The organism is Paraburkholderia kirstenboschensis (assembly GCF_032806925.1).
GTDB classification, from domain to species: Bacteria; Pseudomonadota; Gammaproteobacteria; order Burkholderiales; family Burkholderiaceae; genus Paraburkholderia; species Paraburkholderia kirstenboschensis.
This window is the reverse complement of record NZ_CP136511.1, coordinates 1,360,697-1,377,070: the sequence shown is the minus strand read 5'-3', so window position 1 is coordinate 1,377,070 and position 16,374 is coordinate 1,360,697. Positions and strand designations below refer to the sequence as shown.

The 16,374-nt window shown below is 61.7% G+C and carries 17 protein-coding genes and 3 pseudogenes; 14 read left to right on the top strand and 6 right to left on the bottom strand.

The window, feature by feature from the left end:
* Nucleotides 1-366: 366 nt before the first annotated feature.
* Entirely contained in the window at nucleotides 367-1,947 is a 1,581-nt protein-coding gene (locus RW095_RS06745) for a cation:proton antiporter (protein WP_317015292.1), read from the bottom strand.
* A 49-nt stretch (nucleotides 1,948-1,996) separates the two neighbouring features.
* On the bottom strand, nucleotides 1,997-2,272 hold the full coding sequence (locus RW095_RS06740; RefSeq protein WP_317015290.1) for a XapX domain-containing protein: 276 nt from the start codon (nucleotides 2,270-2,272) through the stop codon (nucleotides 1,997-1,999).
* Nucleotides 2,273-2,550: 278 nt separating this feature from the next.
* Here RW095_RS06740 and RW095_RS06735 point away from each other — a divergent pair, with 278 nt between their 5' ends.
* The 7 genes from RW095_RS06735 to RW095_RS06705 all read left to right on the top strand — a co-directional run bounded on the left by RW095_RS06735 (nucleotide 2,551) and on the right by RW095_RS06705 (nucleotide 9,280).
* Complete coding sequence (locus RW095_RS06735; RefSeq protein ID WP_317015289.1) at nucleotides 2,551-3,237, top strand: hydrolase; 687 nt, start codon at nucleotides 2,551-2,553, stop codon at nucleotides 3,235-3,237.
* A gap of 236 nt (nucleotides 3,238-3,473) precedes the next feature.
* On the top strand, nucleotides 3,474-3,641 hold the full coding sequence (locus RW095_RS06730) for a DUF1427 family protein (RefSeq protein ID WP_317015287.1): 168 nt from the start codon (nucleotides 3,474-3,476) through the stop codon (nucleotides 3,639-3,641).
* 46 nt (nucleotides 3,642-3,687) lie between these two features.
* Complete coding sequence (locus RW095_RS06725) at nucleotides 3,688-5,589, top strand: amidohydrolase (protein WP_317015286.1); 1,902 nt, start codon at nucleotides 3,688-3,690, stop codon at nucleotides 5,587-5,589.
* A 1-nt stretch (nucleotide 5,590) separates the two neighbouring features.
* Nucleotides 5,591-6,037 carry a DoxX family protein gene (locus RW095_RS06720; protein WP_317015285.1) on the top strand — a complete coding sequence of 149 codons (447 nt, stop codon included), beginning with the start codon at nucleotides 5,591-5,593 and terminating at the stop codon, nucleotides 6,035-6,037.
* 39 nt (nucleotides 6,038-6,076) lie between these two features.
* Nucleotides 6,077-6,991: a glyoxalase gene (locus RW095_RS06715; RefSeq protein ID WP_317015284.1), complete on the top strand. Its 915-nt coding sequence runs from the start codon at nucleotides 6,077-6,079 to the stop codon at nucleotides 6,989-6,991.
* Nucleotides 6,988-7,683: a YoaK family protein gene (locus tag RW095_RS06710; protein WP_317015283.1), complete on the top strand. Its 696-nt coding sequence runs from the start codon at nucleotides 6,988-6,990 to the stop codon at nucleotides 7,681-7,683. The genes RW095_RS06715 and RW095_RS06710 overlap by 4 nt, the downstream gene beginning before the upstream one ends.
* A 91-nt stretch (nucleotides 7,684-7,774) precedes the next feature.
* Entirely contained in the window at nucleotides 7,775-9,280 is a 1,506-nt protein-coding gene (locus RW095_RS06705; RefSeq protein WP_317015282.1) for an alginate export family protein, read from the top strand.
* A gap of 165 nt (nucleotides 9,281-9,445) precedes the next feature.
* On the opposite strand, the gene RW095_RS06700 is transcribed toward RW095_RS06705, so the two are convergent.
* Entirely contained in the window at nucleotides 9,446-9,799 is a 354-nt protein-coding gene (locus RW095_RS06700; RefSeq protein ID WP_317015280.1) for a putative quinol monooxygenase, read from the bottom strand.
* An 869-nt stretch (nucleotides 9,800-10,668) separates the two neighbouring features.
* Here RW095_RS06700 and RW095_RS06695 point away from each other — a divergent pair.
* The 3 genes and pseudogenes from RW095_RS06695 to RW095_RS06685 all read left to right on the top strand — a co-directional run bounded on the left by RW095_RS06695 (nucleotide 10,669) and on the right by RW095_RS06685 (nucleotide 12,428).
* Entirely contained in the window at nucleotides 10,669-11,085 is a 417-nt protein-coding gene (locus tag RW095_RS06695) for a cupredoxin domain-containing protein (protein ID WP_317015279.1), read from the top strand.
* Between the two features lie 301 nt (nucleotides 11,086-11,386).
* A pseudogene (locus tag RW095_RS06690) lies at nucleotides 11,387-11,797 on the top strand (IS5/IS1182 family transposase); the annotation flags it as partial.
* A gap of 112 nt (nucleotides 11,798-11,909) precedes the next feature.
* Nucleotides 11,910-12,428 carry a GLUG motif-containing protein gene (locus tag RW095_RS06685; protein WP_317015277.1) on the top strand — a complete coding sequence of 173 codons (519 nt, stop codon included), beginning with the start codon at nucleotides 11,910-11,912 and terminating at the stop codon, nucleotides 12,426-12,428.
* A gap of 201 nt (nucleotides 12,429-12,629) precedes the next feature.
* On the opposite strand, the pseudogene RW095_RS06680 reads toward RW095_RS06685, so the two are convergent.
* Nucleotides 12,630-13,132 (bottom strand): annotated as a pseudogene (locus RW095_RS06680) (2,4-dienoyl-CoA reductase); the annotation flags it as partial.
* On the opposite strand from RW095_RS06680, the gene RW095_RS06675 reads away from it, so the two are divergent.
* Complete coding sequence (locus RW095_RS06675) at nucleotides 13,072-13,377, top strand: LuxR C-terminal-related transcriptional regulator (RefSeq protein WP_317016777.1); 306 nt, start codon at nucleotides 13,072-13,074, stop codon at nucleotides 13,375-13,377. The pseudogene RW095_RS06680 and the gene RW095_RS06675 overlap by 61 nt on opposite strands.
* A 218-nt stretch (nucleotides 13,378-13,595) precedes the next feature.
* Nucleotides 13,596-13,787 carry a response regulator gene (locus tag RW095_RS06670; RefSeq protein WP_317015276.1) on the top strand — a complete coding sequence of 64 codons (192 nt, stop codon included), beginning with the start codon at nucleotides 13,596-13,598 and terminating at the stop codon, nucleotides 13,785-13,787.
* 99 nt (nucleotides 13,788-13,886) lie between these two features.
* Here the strand turns inward: RW095_RS06670 and RW095_RS06665 are convergent, their stop codons facing one another.
* A complete protein-coding gene (locus RW095_RS06665; RefSeq protein WP_317015274.1) occupies nucleotides 13,887-14,087 on the bottom strand; it encodes a hypothetical protein in 201 nt (66 codons plus the stop codon).
* 190 nt (nucleotides 14,088-14,277) lie between these two features.
* Nucleotides 14,278-14,670 (bottom strand): DUF3331 domain-containing protein, encoded by a 393-nt coding sequence (locus RW095_RS06660; RefSeq protein WP_317015272.1) that lies wholly within the window; start codon nucleotides 14,668-14,670, stop codon nucleotides 14,278-14,280.
* A 337-nt stretch (nucleotides 14,671-15,007) separates the two neighbouring features.
* Here RW095_RS06660 and RW095_RS06655 point away from each other — a divergent pair, with 337 nt between their 5' ends.
* Together RW095_RS06655 and mdtN are read left to right on the top strand one after the other, a co-directional pair.
* A complete protein-coding gene (locus RW095_RS06655) occupies nucleotides 15,008-15,292 on the top strand; it encodes a YtcA family lipoprotein (protein WP_317015271.1) in 285 nt (94 codons plus the stop codon).
* A gap of 19 nt (nucleotides 15,293-15,311) precedes the next feature.
* A pseudogene (gene mdtN / locus RW095_RS06650) lies at nucleotides 15,312-16,372 on the top strand (multidrug transporter subunit MdtN).
* Nucleotides 16,373-16,374 lie beyond the last annotated feature (2 nt).

The window sequence follows — 16,374 nt, the reverse complement described above, 5'->3', positions numbered from 1 at the left end:
GTCGGCCAGCCACGCGCTGCACCATCGCGTAGAGCACCGACATCTGCAAGCCGCTCTTGAGCGCGTAGTTCGGGTCGTATTGATTGGAGTAGCCCTACCAGTCGAAGCATGCATTCGGGTTCGTCGGCCCAGGCGCAGATGACGCGATCGTGCCGGGAGACACGACCACCAGTTCGTTCGTATCGGCCCATTCATTGATGCCGGCCTCGGCGACCCGGCGATTTCCGATAAGCGACGCGGGCACTGTCAACGTGCCGCGAGTAAGACGGCTGCGTCAAAGCAATGCTTCGACTGGTGGGGCTACTCCAATCAATACGACCATCTGTGTATTGAAACTTCGAAGGTGACGTTCGTGGCGCGCAGCCTTTACGGTTCGAGCAGGCGCAACAGGCGAAGCTCTTCGAAATCGAGTTCGGATTCGATGCGATGCAAGACCCCATCGTCGACCTTGCCGTCGCGATGCAGGCCAAGGAGCGCTTCGCGCGACACGCTGACCAGCTTAAGTTCAATACGCAGAAAGTGCGCGCGATCTTCGACCTGTTGCGCTCCCATCGCATACGCGTTTTCGTTCGCCGTGACGCGGATCCGGTATTCGGCGAGCAGGCGCTCGAGCGCTGCGCGTTCGATACCGGATGCGTGCTTGCCCATCTCTTCGAGTACGGCGAGCGAAGCCCCGAAGGTGCGCGCACGCGTCTCGTGCTCGGACATGGTCTGCCGCGCGACCGGGCGCAGCTTCAGCAGATGGATGAGCGGCGCAAGACTGCCACCCTGCACGACGAGCGTCGCAATGATGAGCAGGAAGGTACTGAAGACGATCAGGTCGCGGCCCGGGAAATTGCCCGGCAACGCGAGCGCGGCCGCGAGACTCACGACGCCGCGCATGCCCGCCCATCCCAGCACGACGGCTTCGCCGGTCGACCACGGCTGGTTGCCTGTACGCTTCGCGAAGATGCGGCTCGGCAACCAGATCGCAGCAAACACCCACAGGAGGCGGACCGCAGTCGCAGCCGCTGTTGCAGGCAACGCGACACGCAAGCCGGCCATCAAGACGGCGACGTCGTAATTCACGCGCGCCAGGATGCCGTGCAGCGCGAGGCCGATCAGGATGAAGACGAGCGCGTCGAGCGCGAACACGATAGCTTCCCAGGTCGCCTTGGCCTTGATGCGCATGCCGGCGTCGAACACGCGATGCTGGCGGATGCCGAGCACGAGACCGCAGGTCACGACAGACAGCACACCCGAGCCGCCGACCACCTCCGCAACCCCGTAGCTCGCCCACGCCATCACGAAGGTCAGGACGATGCCGAGCATCGCATCGGAGAGGCGCTGCAGCACCCAGCACAGCGCCTCTCCGCACGCGAGACCGACCACGACGCCGATCAGTGTCAGCGAGAAGAACAGGCCCGTTGCGCTCGCAACCGTGATGGTGGCGGCAAGCGCCGCCGAGACCGCCATCTGGTAGAGCAGCAGGCCTGACGCGTCGTTCACGAGGCTCTCGCCTTCGAGCACAGCGACGAGCCTCGCAGGCAGCGGGTGGCGCAGCAGGATCGCATTCGCGGCGACCGCATCAGGCGGCGAGACGATCGCGCCCAGCGCGAAGCATGCGGCCCAGGGCAGACCCGGGTTGAACGCATGCACGGCAACGGCGACCACGGCGGTCGTGACCGTCACCGCGCCCAGCACAAGAGAGACTATCGTCCCAAGCTCCTCGCGGAATTCCTTCCATGCCGTGTAGAACGAACTCGACATCAGGAGCGGCGGCAGAACAGCCGCGAGCATCAGGTTCGGGTCCATCTCGGGCGCGCGCTTGCCCGCGACCGCGATCACGCAGCCGCCGAGCAGCAGCACGACGGCGGGCGGGATCGCAACGCGCCCGGCGAGCCAGGTGAGCGCGCCCGCGCCGCAGATCAACAACAGCAGGTAATGAAAGAGCTCGACGTTGCTCATCCGTGTGCAGGCAGATTGTGCAGCACGGAACTGTGTGAAGGATGGTGGGTCACGATGGTTGCTTGTCCTTTGCAGCTGCATCGGCAACGTGGCCGCCGGGCAGTGGGCCGAACATGTGCTGGCTGCATTTCGCTTCGCTCCATGCGGCTTTGAGCTTGACGCCCAACAGCATTCGACGTGCGACGGGCAGGATCTGCTCGCCGGCGAGAATGCCGAGCAGGCCCGCCAGTGCGACGGTGGGCGGCGCCGGCGACTGCACGCCGATCGCGCTGTAAACGATACCGGCAAGAATTCCGGCGAGGAACGAGAGGATATACGGCTTCATGATGCGAGTCTCCTTGACGGTCGGCGGGCGACGGGCACTGCGCGACAGATCGTTCACAAGCGTTTCGGGTCTGATCGAGTAAGGAAGAGTAGTTAAGTTCACGTAAAGGTGCAATTCTTGAAATCGCACTCGTTTTTCGGGATGTTCTTTCGCCGGTTTTGGTATTAACTGTTAACGCTGGACGACGCATACCCCAGCGCAATGGATATCGGACTCCTCGCGGTCACGCCGGCGAGGCGAGGCTTTATTTTTTCTCCGCACCGAAGGAGATACACGTCATGAGCAATCCGAACCTTGAAGTACTCACCCCGCAGAACAGCCAGCTCATCATCATCGATCAGCAGCCACAGATGGCCTTCGGCGTGCATTCGATCGACCGTCAGATGCTGAAGAACAACGTCGTCGGGCTGGCCAAGGCAGCCAGGGTGTTCAAGATTCCGACCACGATCACGACCGTCGAATCGGAAAGCTTCTCGGGATTTACCTATCCCGAACTGCTCGACGTCTTTCCGGGCATGAAGCTGCTCGAGCGCACCTCGATGAACTCGTGGGACGACCAGAAAGTGCGTGACGCGCTGGCCGCGAACGGGCGCAAAAAAGTGATCGTGGCGGGTCTGTGGACGGAAGTGTGCAATACGACGTTTGCGCTTTGCGCGATGCTCGAAGGCGGCTTTGAGATCTACATGGTAGCCGATGCGTCGGGCGGTATGTCGAAGGATGCGCACGATTTCGCGATGCAGCGCATGGTCCAGGCGGGCGTCGTGCCGGTCACGTGGCAACAGGTCATGCTCGAATGGCAGCGCGACTGGGCACGCCGCGAGACCTATGACGAAATCATGGCAATCGCGAGGGAGCACTCGGGCGCATACGGCATGGGTATCGACTACGCCTACACGATGGTCCACAAGGCGCCGCAACGCACGGCTACGCCGCATGAGGCGCTGCCGGCCGTGCCGGCGAAGTAAGACGCGCTCACGTACCGCCCGCGGAACGTGCGCAAGATGCTCGCCGAGAAGGTCGAGCAACGCCGTAACGCGCGCGGTGCGATATGCCCAACCCGAACGACATCAGGGCGTTCATGCGCACGACGCCGTGCGACTCGAGCACGTGAGCGCGGACGTCTCGCTTGCACCGACCCTCGCTCCGCCGGACGGCTGAACCGCCCGGTTCTGCACCCTAATTTGGCAGAGAGAGGGATCATATGAAACCGTATCTGGTGTCACTGGGTGCGGGCGTGCTGATAGGGGTGATCTATAGCGTGATCAAGGTCCGCTCGCCGGCGCCACCGCTGATTGCCCTCGTCGGCTTGCTCGGCATGTTGATCGGCGCCCTGGCCGTCCCGACCCTCAAGCAGTTGCTCGGCCTTTGATTGAATCAAACGAATTTTGCGAATTGAGCGAAGTGAGGAGACGCACATGAGCGCTACCGGCACCCAACCCGATCTCATTCTGCATAACGGACGGTTCACCACGCTGAACCGTTCGAACCCGGTCGCTACCGCGGTGGCGATGACCGATGGCCGCTTCGTCGCGGTCGGCAGCGATGCCGACGTGATGCCGCTCGTGGGCGGCTCGACCCGGGTCATCGACCTGGGCGGCCGGCCCGCGCTGCCTGGCCTGATCGACAATCACCTGCATCTGATCCGCGGCGGCCTCAACTACAACATGGAGCTGCGCTGGGACGGCGTGAGCTCGCTCGCCGTGGCGATGGAAATGCTCAGGCAGCAGATCGCGATCACGCCCGCGCCACAATGGGTGCGCGTGGTGGGCGGCTTTACCGAGCACCAGTTCGAAGAAAAGCGCTTGCCGACCATCGAGGAACTCAACGCGGTGGCGCCCGACACGCCGGTGTTCATCCTCCATCTGTATGACCGCGCGCTGCTCAACGCAGCCGCGCTGCGCGTGGTCGGCTATACGAAGGACACGCCGGAGCCGCCGGGAGGCAAGATCCTGCGCGATGGCGCGGGCAATCCCACTGGCCTCCTGCTTGCGAATCCGAATGCAGCGATTCTCTACGCGACGCTCGCCAAAGGGCCCAAGCTGCCGCTCGAGTATCAGTACAACTCGACGCGGCATTTCATGCGCGAACTCAACCGGCTTGGCGTGACCGGCGCGATTGATGCGGGCGGCGGCTCGCAGACCTTCCCCGAGGACTACGAAGTCATCCGCAAGCTGCATGACGCGGGCGAGATGACGGTTCGGGTCGCCTACAACCTGTTTACACAGAAGCCGAAGGCCGAGAAGGAAGACTTTGTGAAGTGGACCAGCATGTCCCGCTATCACGATGGCACGGACTACTTCCGCCACAACGGCGCGGGCGAGATGCTGGTCTTTTCGGCTGCCGACTTCGAGGACTTTCGCGTGGCGCGACCGGACATGGCGCCCGAGATGGAGGGCGAACTCGAAGGCGTGGTGCGCGTGCTCGCGCAGAATCGCTGGCCGTGGCGGTTGCATGCCACGTACGACGAAACCATCAGCCGCGCGCTCGACGTATTCGAGCAGGTGAACAAGGACATTCCGCTCGCCGGCCTCAACTGGTTCTTCGATCACGCGGAAACCGTCTCCGAGCGTTCGATGGATCGTATCGCGGCGCTCGGGGGCGGCATCGCGGTGCAGCACCGGATGGCTTATCAGGGCGAGTACTTCGTCGAGCGCTATGGCGCAGAGGCCGCGCAAGCCACGCCGCCCGTCGCGAAGATGCTGGAGAAGGGCATCAAGGTCTCGGCCGGCACCGATGCGACGCGCGTGGCGTCGTACAACCCTTGGGTGTCGCTTGCGTGGCTGGTGACCGGCAAGACGGTCGCGGGTCTGCAGATGTATCCGCAGCGCAACCTGCTCGACCGTGAGACGGCCCTGCGCATGTGGACTGAGTACGTCACCTGGTTTTCGAACGAAGAAGGCAAGAAAGGCCGCATCGCGGTCGGCCAGCTCGCGGACCTGATGGTGCCGGACCGCGACTTTTTCGCGTGCGCCGGGGACGACATTGCCGGCACCACCGCGTTGCTCACAGTGGTGGGAGGCAAGATTGTCTGGGGCGCGGGCCCGTTCTCGCAGCACGATGCGCCGATTCCGGCCGCGATGCCGGACTGGTCGCCGGTGCGGCAGTACGGCGGTTTTGGCGGCTGGGGTCGCGGGGATGTAAGTCAGCAGCGCGAAGGCGCGCCGCTTCAGCGCGCGGCCGCCGCGGCGATGTGCGGGTGTGCGAGCGCCTGCAATTTGCACGGTCACGCACACGCGCGCGCATGGGGCAGCGCGTTGCCGACCGTGGATGCGAAGGGCTTTTGGGGCGCGCTCGGTTGCTCCTGCTGGGCCATCTGACATGACGGCATGGTCCGGCCGCAGCAACCCGGCATGGGTCAGCGCGCTGCTTGCGCAGCCATGGGTCGGGCCGCTCGTTCGCCTCGCGCTCGTATCAGCCTGGCTGATCGGCGGCTTCAACAAGGCGCTGCATTTCGACAGCGCAATCGCGGAGCAGGCGCATTTCGGCTTGCACCCGCCCGCGCTCTGGGCGGCGCTGGCGGTCGCGGTCGAGATCGGCGGATCGCTATGCGTCGTATTTCGCCGCTTCACGTGGATTGGCGCAGGCGGCCTCGGCGTACTGACTGTCGTCGCCATGCTGGTCGCCAACGACTTCTGGAACCAGACCGGCGCCGCGCGCTTCATGGCGCTCAACAGTTTCTTCGAGCATCTGGGACTGATCGCGGCGCTTGTGCTCGCGACCATGCTCGGCGATACGAAAGGTGCGGCCCGCGGCAGCCGCCTCTGATGATCAGGCAGAACGATGAAACAACAAGGAAATTCCGTCATGAAAACGATTCGCTCTGCGTTGCTCGCGGTGCTGATCGCGGGCGGTCTTGTCGCCGCGCCGGTTGCGTTCGCGACGCCACCCAGACCGGCCGTGTTGCCGCCGTACGTCAGCGTCGGTCCGCAGTACGATACGACGCACGTATATGTTGCGGAGGAAGATTTCGATCGCTTCACCGATAGCTTCGTTGCGACGTTTGGCGGCAGCAAGTCGAAGCAGGGCGTATTCCAGGTCACGCCAACGCCGAGCCAGACGATGTCGCAGCTCGTGTTTACGCCCTCGGGCACGATCTCCGTGTTCGCCTTCAAGACGCCCATTCCGTATCCTTTCGGCGAGGAGCGCACGGGCTACCTCGTGACCGACATGGACGCGGCGATGAAGTCCGCGCGCGCGCTCGGCGCGGACGTGATCGTCGATACGTTCCCCGATCCGATCGGTCGCGACGCCATCATCTCGTGGCCAGGCGGCCTCAAGATGCAGCTCTACTGGCATACCCAGGCGCCGCACTACGATGCGCTGCAGACCATTCCCGAGAACCGTGTCTATGTGTCGCCGCAAAACATGCGCAAGCTGGTTCACGCTTTCGTAAAGTTCTCGCACGGCCGGGTGGTGTCCGATGTGGCCAATGCGCCCGGTATCGAGATCGGGCGGCCGAACGACACGTATCGCCGCGTTCGTATCGAAACGGGCTTCGGCAAGATGACCGTGCTCGTGACCGACGGCCGTCTGCCCTATCCGTTCGGGCGGGAAGTGACGGGCTACGAAGTGCCGAATCTCGCCGCGACGCTGGAGAAGGCGAAAGCGGCGAGCGTGAAGGTGCTCGTGCCGCCGTTTACTTCGCAAGGGCGCGACGCCGCGATCGTCCAGTTCCCGGGTGGCTATATCGCCGAGATTCACGCGAAATCGGCGCAATGAAGTCCGAAGACACGATCCTCGCCGCGATCGCCGGCTTCGTCGATACACTGAGTTTCGTCGCGCTGTTCGGGCTGTTCACCGCGCACGTGACGGGCAACTTCGTGCTGATCGGCGCCGGCATGGCGGGCTTCGGCCGCGGCGTGCTCCTGAAGCTGATCGTGTTTCCCGCGTTCATCGGTGGAGTGGTCGTCAGCGCTTTGCTCGTGCGTTCGTTGTCAGAAAAGCATGCGTGCCAGGGCGCGCGACTGCTCCATGCCGTGCAGGCCGTGCTCATGTTCGGCTACTGTCTCGCCGGCGTCTGGGCGACGCCAGTCAGCCAGCCTGAAAGCCTCTCAGTGACGGTTGCCGGTGTCATCGGCGCGTTCGCGATGGGCGTGCAGAACGCGCATCCGAAGCTCATCAGGCGCCCCGGCGTGCCCAATACCGTGATGACGGGCAACGTCACGCAAGCGATCCTGGACGTAGTCGACATGCTGTCGGCGGACACGGCCGAGAGCGTTCGCGCAACGGCGCGCGCCCGATTCGCGACGATGATGCCGGCCATCGTTGCTTTCGCGATCGGGGCGGCGGCCGGTGCATTGGGCTACCGCTACACAGGATTCTGGGCGCTGCTTGCGCCGGCGTGCGCGCTGGTGGCGCTCGCATTGACCACTGGAAAACACGAGCGCGCGGCCACGCCAGGGCACGCGTGATGTTGCAGGACAGCGAGAATGGCCTCGATTTCGCCCGCCGCGCCGACCGGCGGGCGAATATAAGCCCACCCGGACAATGGCGAGGGGAAGCATGGTGTCGACTGCAATGCGCGAGCGTCGATTCGAAAAGGCCGCCAGTGTCATGGCCTTCGCGGGTCTGTTGCTGACGGGTGCAGACGCGGCTTTAGCGGATACGGTCGCGCAACCCGCAACCGGGACGAGCCTCGCGGCGGATGCCGCCGATACGGTAGCGCCTGCGAGCGGCAGCACATTGGCAGGCGCCTGCCATGCAAAGCGGCCCGTCGTCATGTTCAACCGCTGGCAGGAAGACTGGTCGGTGCTCGCGAATCCGTGCGTGCCGCGCGAACCGCTCGACGGCCTCAAGTACATTCCGCTCGGCGGCGACCCGGCATCGTATCTGTCGCTCGGCGTGAATATGCGCGAGCGCGTCGAAAGCAATAACGCACCGCTGTTCGGCATCGGCACGCAGTCGGATACGTATCTGATCCAGCGCGTCGAGGTCCATGCCGATGCGCATCTCGGCGAGCACTGGCAGTTCTTCGTGCAGATCGAGGATGCACGCGTGTGGGGCAAGAACGTGGTCACCCCGGTTGACAAGAACCCGCTCGACCTCGAACAGGCGTTTGTCACCTACACTGGCGCGCTCGGCGGTGGCACCTTCAAGTTTCGTGTCGGCCGCCAGGAGATGGCATTCGACCTGCAGCGTTTCATTTCCGTGCGCGATGGCCCGAACGTGCGCCAGGCGTACGACGCGGTCTGGGCTGACTACGAATTCCAGAAGTGGCGCTTTATCACCTACGCGACGCAACCCGTGCAGAACCGCGACGCAACCGTGTTCGACGACGTATCGAATCGCGACCTTACGTTCAGCGGCGTGCGTTTCGAGCGTCAGTCGGTAGGGCCGGGCGATCTGTCCGGCTACTGGTCGCGCTATAACCGCAGCAACGCGCGGTACCTGGATGCAAGCGGCGCCGAGCGCCGCGATGTCTGGGATTTGCGCTACTCCGGCACACGCGGTCGTTTCAATTGGGATGTCGAAGGGATGCTGCAGACTGGAACGGTCGGCAACAGCACGATACTCGCGTGGGCGATGGGCTCGATCGCGGGCTACAAGCTCGACATGCCCTGGTCGCCGCAAGTTGCTGTGCAGGTCGACGCGGCTTCAGGCGACCGGCACCCGCACGACGGCAGAATCGAGACCTTCAACACGCTGTTTCCGAACGGCTACTACTTCACGCTCGCGGGCTATACGGGCTATTCGAACCTCATTCATATCAAACCATCCATCACGCTCAAGCCGACGGCCAATCTCGCGCTACTCGGCGCGCTCGGCTTCCAGTGGCGCGAGACGACCGGCGACGCCGTGTATCTGCAGGCGAATCAGGCTGTACCGGGCACGGCGGGCAGAGGCAGCCGGTGGACAGGGATGTATGTGCAGTTCCGCGCGGACTGGACGATTGCGGCGAACCTCATTGGTGCGATCGAAGCCGTGCACTTCCAGGTGGGGAACTCGATCCGTCAGGCGGGTGGGCGCAACGCTGACTATGCCGGCATTGAGCTTAAGTACGGGTGGTAGGTTGGCGAATCTGAACGGGTGAGCTGGTTAGTCCGCGGTTGACTGTTGCAAGTATGCACGGCCGAGACCCCAAAGGGATATTGTTACCGCTGCGCGCCGAACGTAGCACGGGCCAGTTCGATGTCCGCTACCAAACTCGCGACTTTAACCCCAGGAGCCGACCCGTCACCTGACAAAACCATCGGATCGCGTCATATAGATCGGGTGGAAGTCGGCGTTCGCCTTCTTGAACTCGTCCGAGGGCGTGCCATAGATCACCCAGCGAGTGAGCTTGGCCACAGCGAAGAACTCCTCCGACAATGGGACGAAGCTTTCCGCTTGGTGGGACAGCGCCGCTTTCGAATCCGAGTAGCGTTCGAAGATGTCAACCGTCTTCTGGTCGTCCGAGATGTTGAACTCGAATTGCAGCGCGCCCGGCTCCTTCTCTGTCGCGGCCACAAGCTTTGGTATCAGCGGCGTGAACTTGTCCATCTGATCGACGGTAACGGTGAAAACCCAGTACACCTGTTCGCTCTGCATCCCTGCCTCCATGGTACGGTACCTCAAGGCTTACGCGACGCTGACAACCGGCGCAACCGCCAACTGCGGTATTGGATCGTAGTCCAATAAGAGTAGCGGCCGCGATGCTCGCGCTCAGGCCCGCGGGCACTAGAACTGCGCAACCAGTTTTCGCATGGCTGTGCGTCGTTTCAGTATATACACCGACATTCGCCCGCGACGATTTAAAAAACGGGATGCGCAACTCGCTGATTGTTCTGTAGCTCGCGAAATATGCCCAACATTGAGGCCATTGCCTGGCTGGCGCTGAAGTCCGACAGGCTGCTGGTAGCCACCCTTACGGGTTCCAGACGCGAGATCCAGGGCTGACGTCGAGCGTCGGAGAGATTCCCCGCCGCGGGCTTCGCCACGTCGAGTTGCGGCCGCGGGGCGCGACCGGAAGGTAGCGCGTTGGCGAGCGAGGTAGCACGTCGGTGAACCGGGAACCCATTCGAATCGCTCGAATCGTTTGTGCTCTCCAGCATGGCGTTCCGGAAAGCGGCTCACCACGCGACATCGGACGGAATATTTCGAGGCCCATTCACGTTCTATTACCGAGGTTCGCCTGCTCTGGCGAGCGCGGTCTTTCATCCGCGATGAATTCACGCGCGCAATGCATGCAAGCCCGCTTGCACGATTGCCTGAAGGCGAAGCGATGTGCGCCGCGAACAGTGGTCACCAGTGGCCACGACGATGACGAGGGTCCCTAATCATCCATATTGGCGAACGGGTCTGCTGACGCGCAACGGTCATCGAGAGAACAGCTGCTTCACTAGCCCTCGGGGCCGGCGAACCCGGCACCGTGGTTCAACGCGTCTTGCGGCGACGCGGTCCTTTCGAGGAGAAATATTATGATCGACAGAAACCATACTGCGTGCGTGCTGGCGGCGATTGCGCTCGGCTTTGTGCCGCTGAGCGGTCATGCGGACGAAACGGTCCATGTCAAGCTAACGGACCAGACGATTCAACTCGATCCTGGCACAGCGAAGGCCGGACGCGTCACGTTCGAGGTGAACAACGCAGCGAACGGCAATACCGAACATGAGTTCGTGGTGCTGAGGACAGACATGGACGACGCGCATCTGCCCGTCCACAAAGGCCGGGTTACGGAAAGCCGGTTCAAGAAAATTGGCGAGGTGGAAGACTTGGCGCAGGGTTCGACCAGGCGCCTGTCATTGAAGCTTGCGCCAGGACGCTACGTGCTGATTTGCAACCGTCCGGGGCACTATGAGATGGGCATGCACGCATCGTTCGTCGTTGCGCGGTAAGGCGAAGTACAGTTGTCCCGTCGTCGCAGCACATCCATAGCGACGCGCGACTTTGCAACGCCCATGGGGAAGGCGCTGGTCGAGCGGATCAGCACCTTGATTCCAACAGCCGGAATTCGACGATGATCAGTCATTCGGCGAGAGAATACCCAACGGCAGCAGCGGGTCGAGCTTGTGTGAAAACGCGCTGATCGCCTGAACTGGATTAACTCATTCAGCATGGGTGACCGGACAAAGCGATTCATAGAAGGTGAAGATCGCAAGCAGGTGACGCTGCTTCCAGAGTGCCTCGATGATTTGTACGCAGCCCGCTGAACTCGAAGCAAAGACAACGCGGCTGCAGGACAGGATCGCTTGCTTGCGTGAGCAGATGCGCAAACTTGAGCAGGTCAAGGAACAACTCAAAACGGAGCCTGACGGCCAGCTCTCGACGACTGATCCTGATGCCCGCTCCATGGCGACGAGCGGAAGAGGATCAGGCATGGTGGGCTACAACGTACAGGTGGCAGTAGACGCCAAACACCATCTCGTCGTGGTTCACGAGGTCACAAAGTCTGGCAGCGACCGGGCGCAACTTAGCCCGATGCCTAAAGCTGCGCGCGATGCCATGGGTAAGATCAGACTGCGGGCGGTCGCGGATCGTGGCGACTACAGTGGGCCTCAGATCAAGGAGTGCGCGGATGCGGGCATTGCAGTGATGTTGCCAAAACCCACGCCTATCGCCACCGGGCGGTCTGTTTTCTGAAATCGGCGCGACGGGCATCGTACGCAACCTGAACGTGCAGGGGACGATTGCGGGCCCGGCGTCGCTTGGCAGCTTCGGCATGCTGGCCGGCATCAACGACGGTATCGTTGCGTCGGATCACAGCAGCGGCACGATCGACCTTCCGGGAGCGGGACTCGACCTGCACGCGGGCGGTCTGGTCGGCCTGGCAGAAGGATTGATCTCCGAGTCCTATGCGACGGGCGCCGTCACTTCGCAGCAAGGCAATGTCGGCGGACTCGTCAATTTAACCCTCTTCAGCGATATCGAACGGTCTTTCGCGACCGGTCATCTGCAGGCGCCGGCGCCGCACTACGGCAAAGGCGGCATCGCGGCGCAGATCCTCGAGCCTGGCGATCCTGGACGCGACACGGTGTGGGATACCCAAACGAGGGGTACCAACATCGCCGTGGCCAGCGGTCCCAATGGCGGGACGGTCAATACGGCGCAGGGCCTGACGACTGCGCAGATGAGCACGCCGTCCAGCTTCAGCGCGGCCTATGATTTCGGGCCGAATGGCGTATGGGCGATGCCCGCCGGCGCGACGCATCCTATCCTGCGCTGGCAGCTCGCTCCGTAGATCGCGCACACGCATCCCGATCGCTATCGCATAGTCATTGGACTCAGTGCGTCCAAGAACGGCAATTCATCTCTTTCTTCGCAGCATCATCCGAGAGTCTGATAGCGGATGGTTAGCGGCCAGTAGGGAAGAGCACTGCAAGTACAATTCCCACAAGGCCACCCCACAGTCGCAGATATGAGTTGGTCCAGTCAGCCTCGGTCACGGTACCCGTTGTGCCATAAGGCGTCTGTACTTGCGAGTTCGGCACGCATCGGTTGTTTGCTGCAGAATCAACGCGCGCAGCGGCGACACCTTCGGATCGGTTTTCATGCCAAGGCTTAGCTTGCGCAGCTGGAACTTGACGGTGGCCATGTTCGCCAGCGAAGCCAGCGTCTTGTTCTTCCAGGTGATCGGAGAAAGTTCAGGAGCAATGTCTTTTCCTCCTTGCCAAACCCGCGGCAAGTTTGGTTCGATCGCGAGAGCGGTGCCCCGTCCGACCATGTCCACACCGCTCTGGACTACCTGTTCAGCGACCTGCCGACGACGGATCCCTCCCGTGACCATGACCGGCATCTCTGCCACCTTCCGGATGTCGCGTGCGAACTCCACGAAACAGGCTTCGCGCGCCAGCGTGCGACCGTCACGGGCTTCCCCTGCATGGCTGGCGCTTCGTAGCTGCCGCCGGACAGTTCAACCAGATCGACTTCGAAAGGAGACGAGAGAGATCGCGGCGCTCCACGCTCTGTACGAATCGCTAACGCCTCGTGAGCAGGAGCTTTTGCCGTTACTTGCAAGCGGTCTGCTCAACAAGCAGGCGGCGGCAGTACTTGGCATCACCGAATACACTGTGCAGGTACATCGCGGCCACATAATGAGAAAAATGCGAGCGAATTCATTTGCCACACTGGTCAGGCAGGCGAGCAAACTGCAACTCGAAACACCGTCGACGGCAACGTTCGATGTTTGACGCTAACAACGAATCTTTGTTGGACTCGATAACCCGGAGAAAAACATGGCCACGCCTCGGGTTCGAACCGTTGCCGTGATTGACGATGACCGGCGGGTTCTGACATCTCTTGCGAACCTGCTGGCCTCTGGTGGTTATGGAACACGGTCCTATGAATCAGCATCGGATTTTTTTCCGACGACTACTCGGATCTGGTCTGTATTATCACCGACCTGGGAATGCGGCCCATTGACGGCATTCAGGTGCTAAATAGAACGGTTGATTCGGACGCGGCCACGCCAGTCATCATTATCACAGGCAAACCGAGCGAGTATACGGAAGACTATTATTTGCAGAGAGGAGCGCTGGGTTTCTTCAGAAAGCCAATCGACGGGGACGCATTGTTGGATCTGTTGGACACAATCACTTGATTGTGTTGATGGTTAGTCCGCCCGGAATCACCTCATTACCTGTCGCTTGTACTGCCGTCGGTGTTTTCCGCCGTCTGCGGATTGCAATCGATGGTCAATCTATTTCACGTCGACGTGTGCCGGCTCCATTCCGACCGGGTGGTGGAACTCGTATGCCTGGGATAGCTGCGCACACAAGGCCGCAAGTACAGCCAGATTCACGGCCTGATGTGAATACTCAACTTCGCCAGCGCTGAGTACGTCGTCCAGTACGGGGACAAGAAGACGCAGTTGCCGGAATGTAGTTGCGTCGAGTTTCATCTCGGCATACTCCTGTGATCAGTCCGCACAAATCAATGACCGTGCGCGGACGAATTCGGGCGGTTGCTTATCGCTAAGAGATTCGTAAATCCTGTAGGAGGCGCTGTGTCTGCGCTGATCAAAGGCGCTCGTTCGGTGCGGCGAGCTTCCAGAATCGGGGGCGGCCCAGCCAAAAAACGGATTTGAACCGTCAGACGCCTTCCTCCAAAGCTATAGCTTCCATGACCGTGGCCAGAATCATCGCCTCGAAGTTTCGTGGTAGGGGTTGAACAGGCTTGGGTCGAAATACGGCATCGCCCTTTGCAATGCTTTGGCCACTCAGCGCGCAAATCCCGGCTTTCCTCGCAATGCAGCGCCGCCAGTGCTGCTCGCCGTAACAGCAGGAGGTCGAATCGCTCCACGCAACCGTTGCCGAGGTGCGCCCATTGCGCTCCAGAACTCGAATGACGCATTTCGAAAAATAGCGTTCGCTGTGCGTTGGGCTAGCGCGATTGGGCACGGTGGGCCGCCGTATTTTGACTTCGCTCGTGACGGGAGCGGTCGCTGACTGCGCCTTGCTGTCTGGTTCGAAGGGAGGTTGCATAACGCGGTTCCTCGATTCTCATTGGTAAGCGGGAGTTCCGGCGATTGAACTGAAACGATGCCGCCCGCAATCGATGTGACATGGCGGATTAGCGCAAACGCTCGACATTTGCTTGATGATAGGTCGCGGACCTGAGAGCCGCTACTACATGAATATGGAATGCGGAAATTGTCCATCAGCGTTATTGTGAAGTCTCATCTGACAGCTACAGGAAAGGCGTGGCTGATGAAGTCGTTTCCTTCGTCATCCAAAACGTATCAGTGTCAGGGAAAACGCATTGGCGTATCTGCAAGGTGTGGAATTGATTCAAACATTACGAAAAACGTTGAAGCGACTCATGCCACCTGCAAGAGGCAGATGCCGCAATCATGCAATCGGCTTAGCCGTGATCGCGGCGGTTCTGATGTCGGGCTGCGCGTACGCGCCGTCGGCTAGCGTTCTCGGTGCGTACTTTCCGGACTGGCTGTTCTGCGTCGTCGCGGGCGTTGCACTCACGGTCGTCATCTATCTGATTCTCAAGCGGCTTCACGTCGATCATCTGCTGGAGCCTCCAGCTTTGGTGTATCCCGCATTCGTCGCTTTCTTCGCACTCGCTGTCTGGTTGATGCTGTTCCAGATTTGAATCTCCTCAGGTGGATGTAATGGCAACGACTGCCAGAAGGACATCGAAGACCAAATGGCCGGCCATCATCCTGGTCGTGGTGACGCTGTTGCTGCTGTCTTTTTGTCATCCGGCTGCTGGACACGGCGCCTCGCACCGACGACGCCTGCGTCTACGCGGATACGATCGACGTCGTGCCGGAGGTCAACGGCCGGATTGTCGAACTGGCCGTGCGCGACAACCAGGCGGTCAAGCAGGGCGATCTGCTGTTCCGTATTGATCCACGTCCGTATCAGGATGCGCTGGCGCGAGGCAAGGCATCCGTCGTCGCGCTCGACCATCAGATTGAGCTGACGCAGCGGACGGTTAACGCTCAGCAGTACAACGCGGAGTCGGTGCGTGCGGCCGTCGAGCGCGCGCGTGCCGCTGCCGGTCAGGCGTCCGACACGCTGGCTCGTATGGAGCCGCTGCTGTCACATGGCTATGTGTCGGCGGAAGACGTCGACCGTGCACGCACCGCGCAACGCGCGACGCAAGCCGAACTCAGCGCTGCGCAGCTGCAGGCGCAGCAGGCGGCAGCGGCGGTGAGCGGTGTCGATGCGCTGGTCGCGCAACGTGCCGTCGTCATGGCGGAGATTGCGACTGCCGAACTGAATCTGGAGTATGCGACGGTGCGCGCACCGTTCGACAGACGCATCGTGTCATTGAAAACGTCGACAGGCCAGTTTGCCACGGCGCTCAAAACGGTCTTCACCCTGATCGACACGCGCCACTGGTATGTGGTTGCGAACTTTCGCGAGACCGAACTCAAGGGCGTCCGTACGGGAACCCCCGCCACGGTGTACCTGATGAGCGATACCGGCCAGCGTTTCCAGGGCACCGTCGATTCGAGCAGCTACGGCGTCGCGCCCGATGAAGGCGGCCTGGCAATGCCGGGTGGCTTGCCGCACATCCAACGCACGCTTAACTGGGTGCACGTGTCGCAGCGCTTCCCGGTGAAGATCCGCATCGACAATCCGAACCCGGAACTGTTTCGCGTCGGCACATCGGCGGTGGCCGTTCTACACCGCGGCGCGCGGCAACGACGGGAAGCCTCATTGAGG

What these genes read in the sequence shown, in the direction of transcription:
- RW095_RS06710 (WP_317015283.1), top strand. Translation starts at nt 6,988, where the DNA reads ATGAAGTCCGAAGACACGATCCTCGCCGCGATCGCCGGCTTCGTCGAT.
- RW095_RS06700 (WP_317015280.1), bottom strand. Translation starts at nt 9,799, where the DNA reads ATGCAGAGCGAACAGGTGTACTGGGTTTTCACCGTTACCGTCGATCAG.
- RW095_RS06725 (WP_317015286.1), top strand. Translation starts at nt 3,688, where the DNA reads ATGAGCGCTACCGGCACCCAACCCGATCTCATTCTGCATAACGGACGG.
- RW095_RS06745 (WP_317015292.1), bottom strand. Translation starts at nt 1,947, where the DNA reads ATGAGCAACGTCGAGCTCTTTCATTACCTGCTGTTGTTGATCTGCGGC.
- RW095_RS06715 (WP_317015284.1), top strand. Translation starts at nt 6,077, where the DNA reads ATGAAAACGATTCGCTCTGCGTTGCTCGCGGTGCTGATCGCGGGCGGT.
- RW095_RS06735 (WP_317015289.1), top strand. Translation starts at nt 2,551, where the DNA reads ATGAGCAATCCGAACCTTGAAGTACTCACCCCGCAGAACAGCCAGCTC.
- RW095_RS06665 (WP_317015274.1), bottom strand. Translation starts at nt 14,087, where the DNA reads ATGAAACTCGACGCAACTACATTCCGGCAACTGCGTCTTCTTGTCCCC.
- RW095_RS06695 (WP_317015279.1), top strand. Translation starts at nt 10,669, where the DNA reads ATGATCGACAGAAACCATACTGCGTGCGTGCTGGCGGCGATTGCGCTC.
- RW095_RS06720 (WP_317015285.1), top strand. Translation starts at nt 5,591, where the DNA reads ATGACGGCATGGTCCGGCCGCAGCAACCCGGCATGGGTCAGCGCGCTG.
- RW095_RS06730 (WP_317015287.1), top strand. Translation starts at nt 3,474, where the DNA reads ATGAAACCGTATCTGGTGTCACTGGGTGCGGGCGTGCTGATAGGGGTG.
- RW095_RS06660 (WP_317015272.1), bottom strand. Translation starts at nt 14,670, where the DNA reads ATGCAACCTCCCTTCGAACCAGACAGCAAGGCGCAGTCAGCGACCGCT.
- RW095_RS06740 (WP_317015290.1), bottom strand. Translation starts at nt 2,272, where the DNA reads ATGAAGCCGTATATCCTCTCGTTCCTCGCCGGAATTCTTGCCGGTATC.
- RW095_RS06670 (WP_317015276.1), top strand. Translation starts at nt 13,596, where the DNA reads ATGCGGCCCATTGACGGCATTCAGGTGCTAAATAGAACGGTTGATTCG.
- RW095_RS06685 (WP_317015277.1), top strand. Translation starts at nt 11,910, where the DNA reads ATGCTGGCCGGCATCAACGACGGTATCGTTGCGTCGGATCACAGCAGC.
- RW095_RS06655 (WP_317015271.1), top strand. Translation starts at nt 15,008, where the DNA reads ATGCCACCTGCAAGAGGCAGATGCCGCAATCATGCAATCGGCTTAGCC.
- RW095_RS06705 (WP_317015282.1), top strand. Translation starts at nt 7,775, where the DNA reads ATGGTGTCGACTGCAATGCGCGAGCGTCGATTCGAAAAGGCCGCCAGT.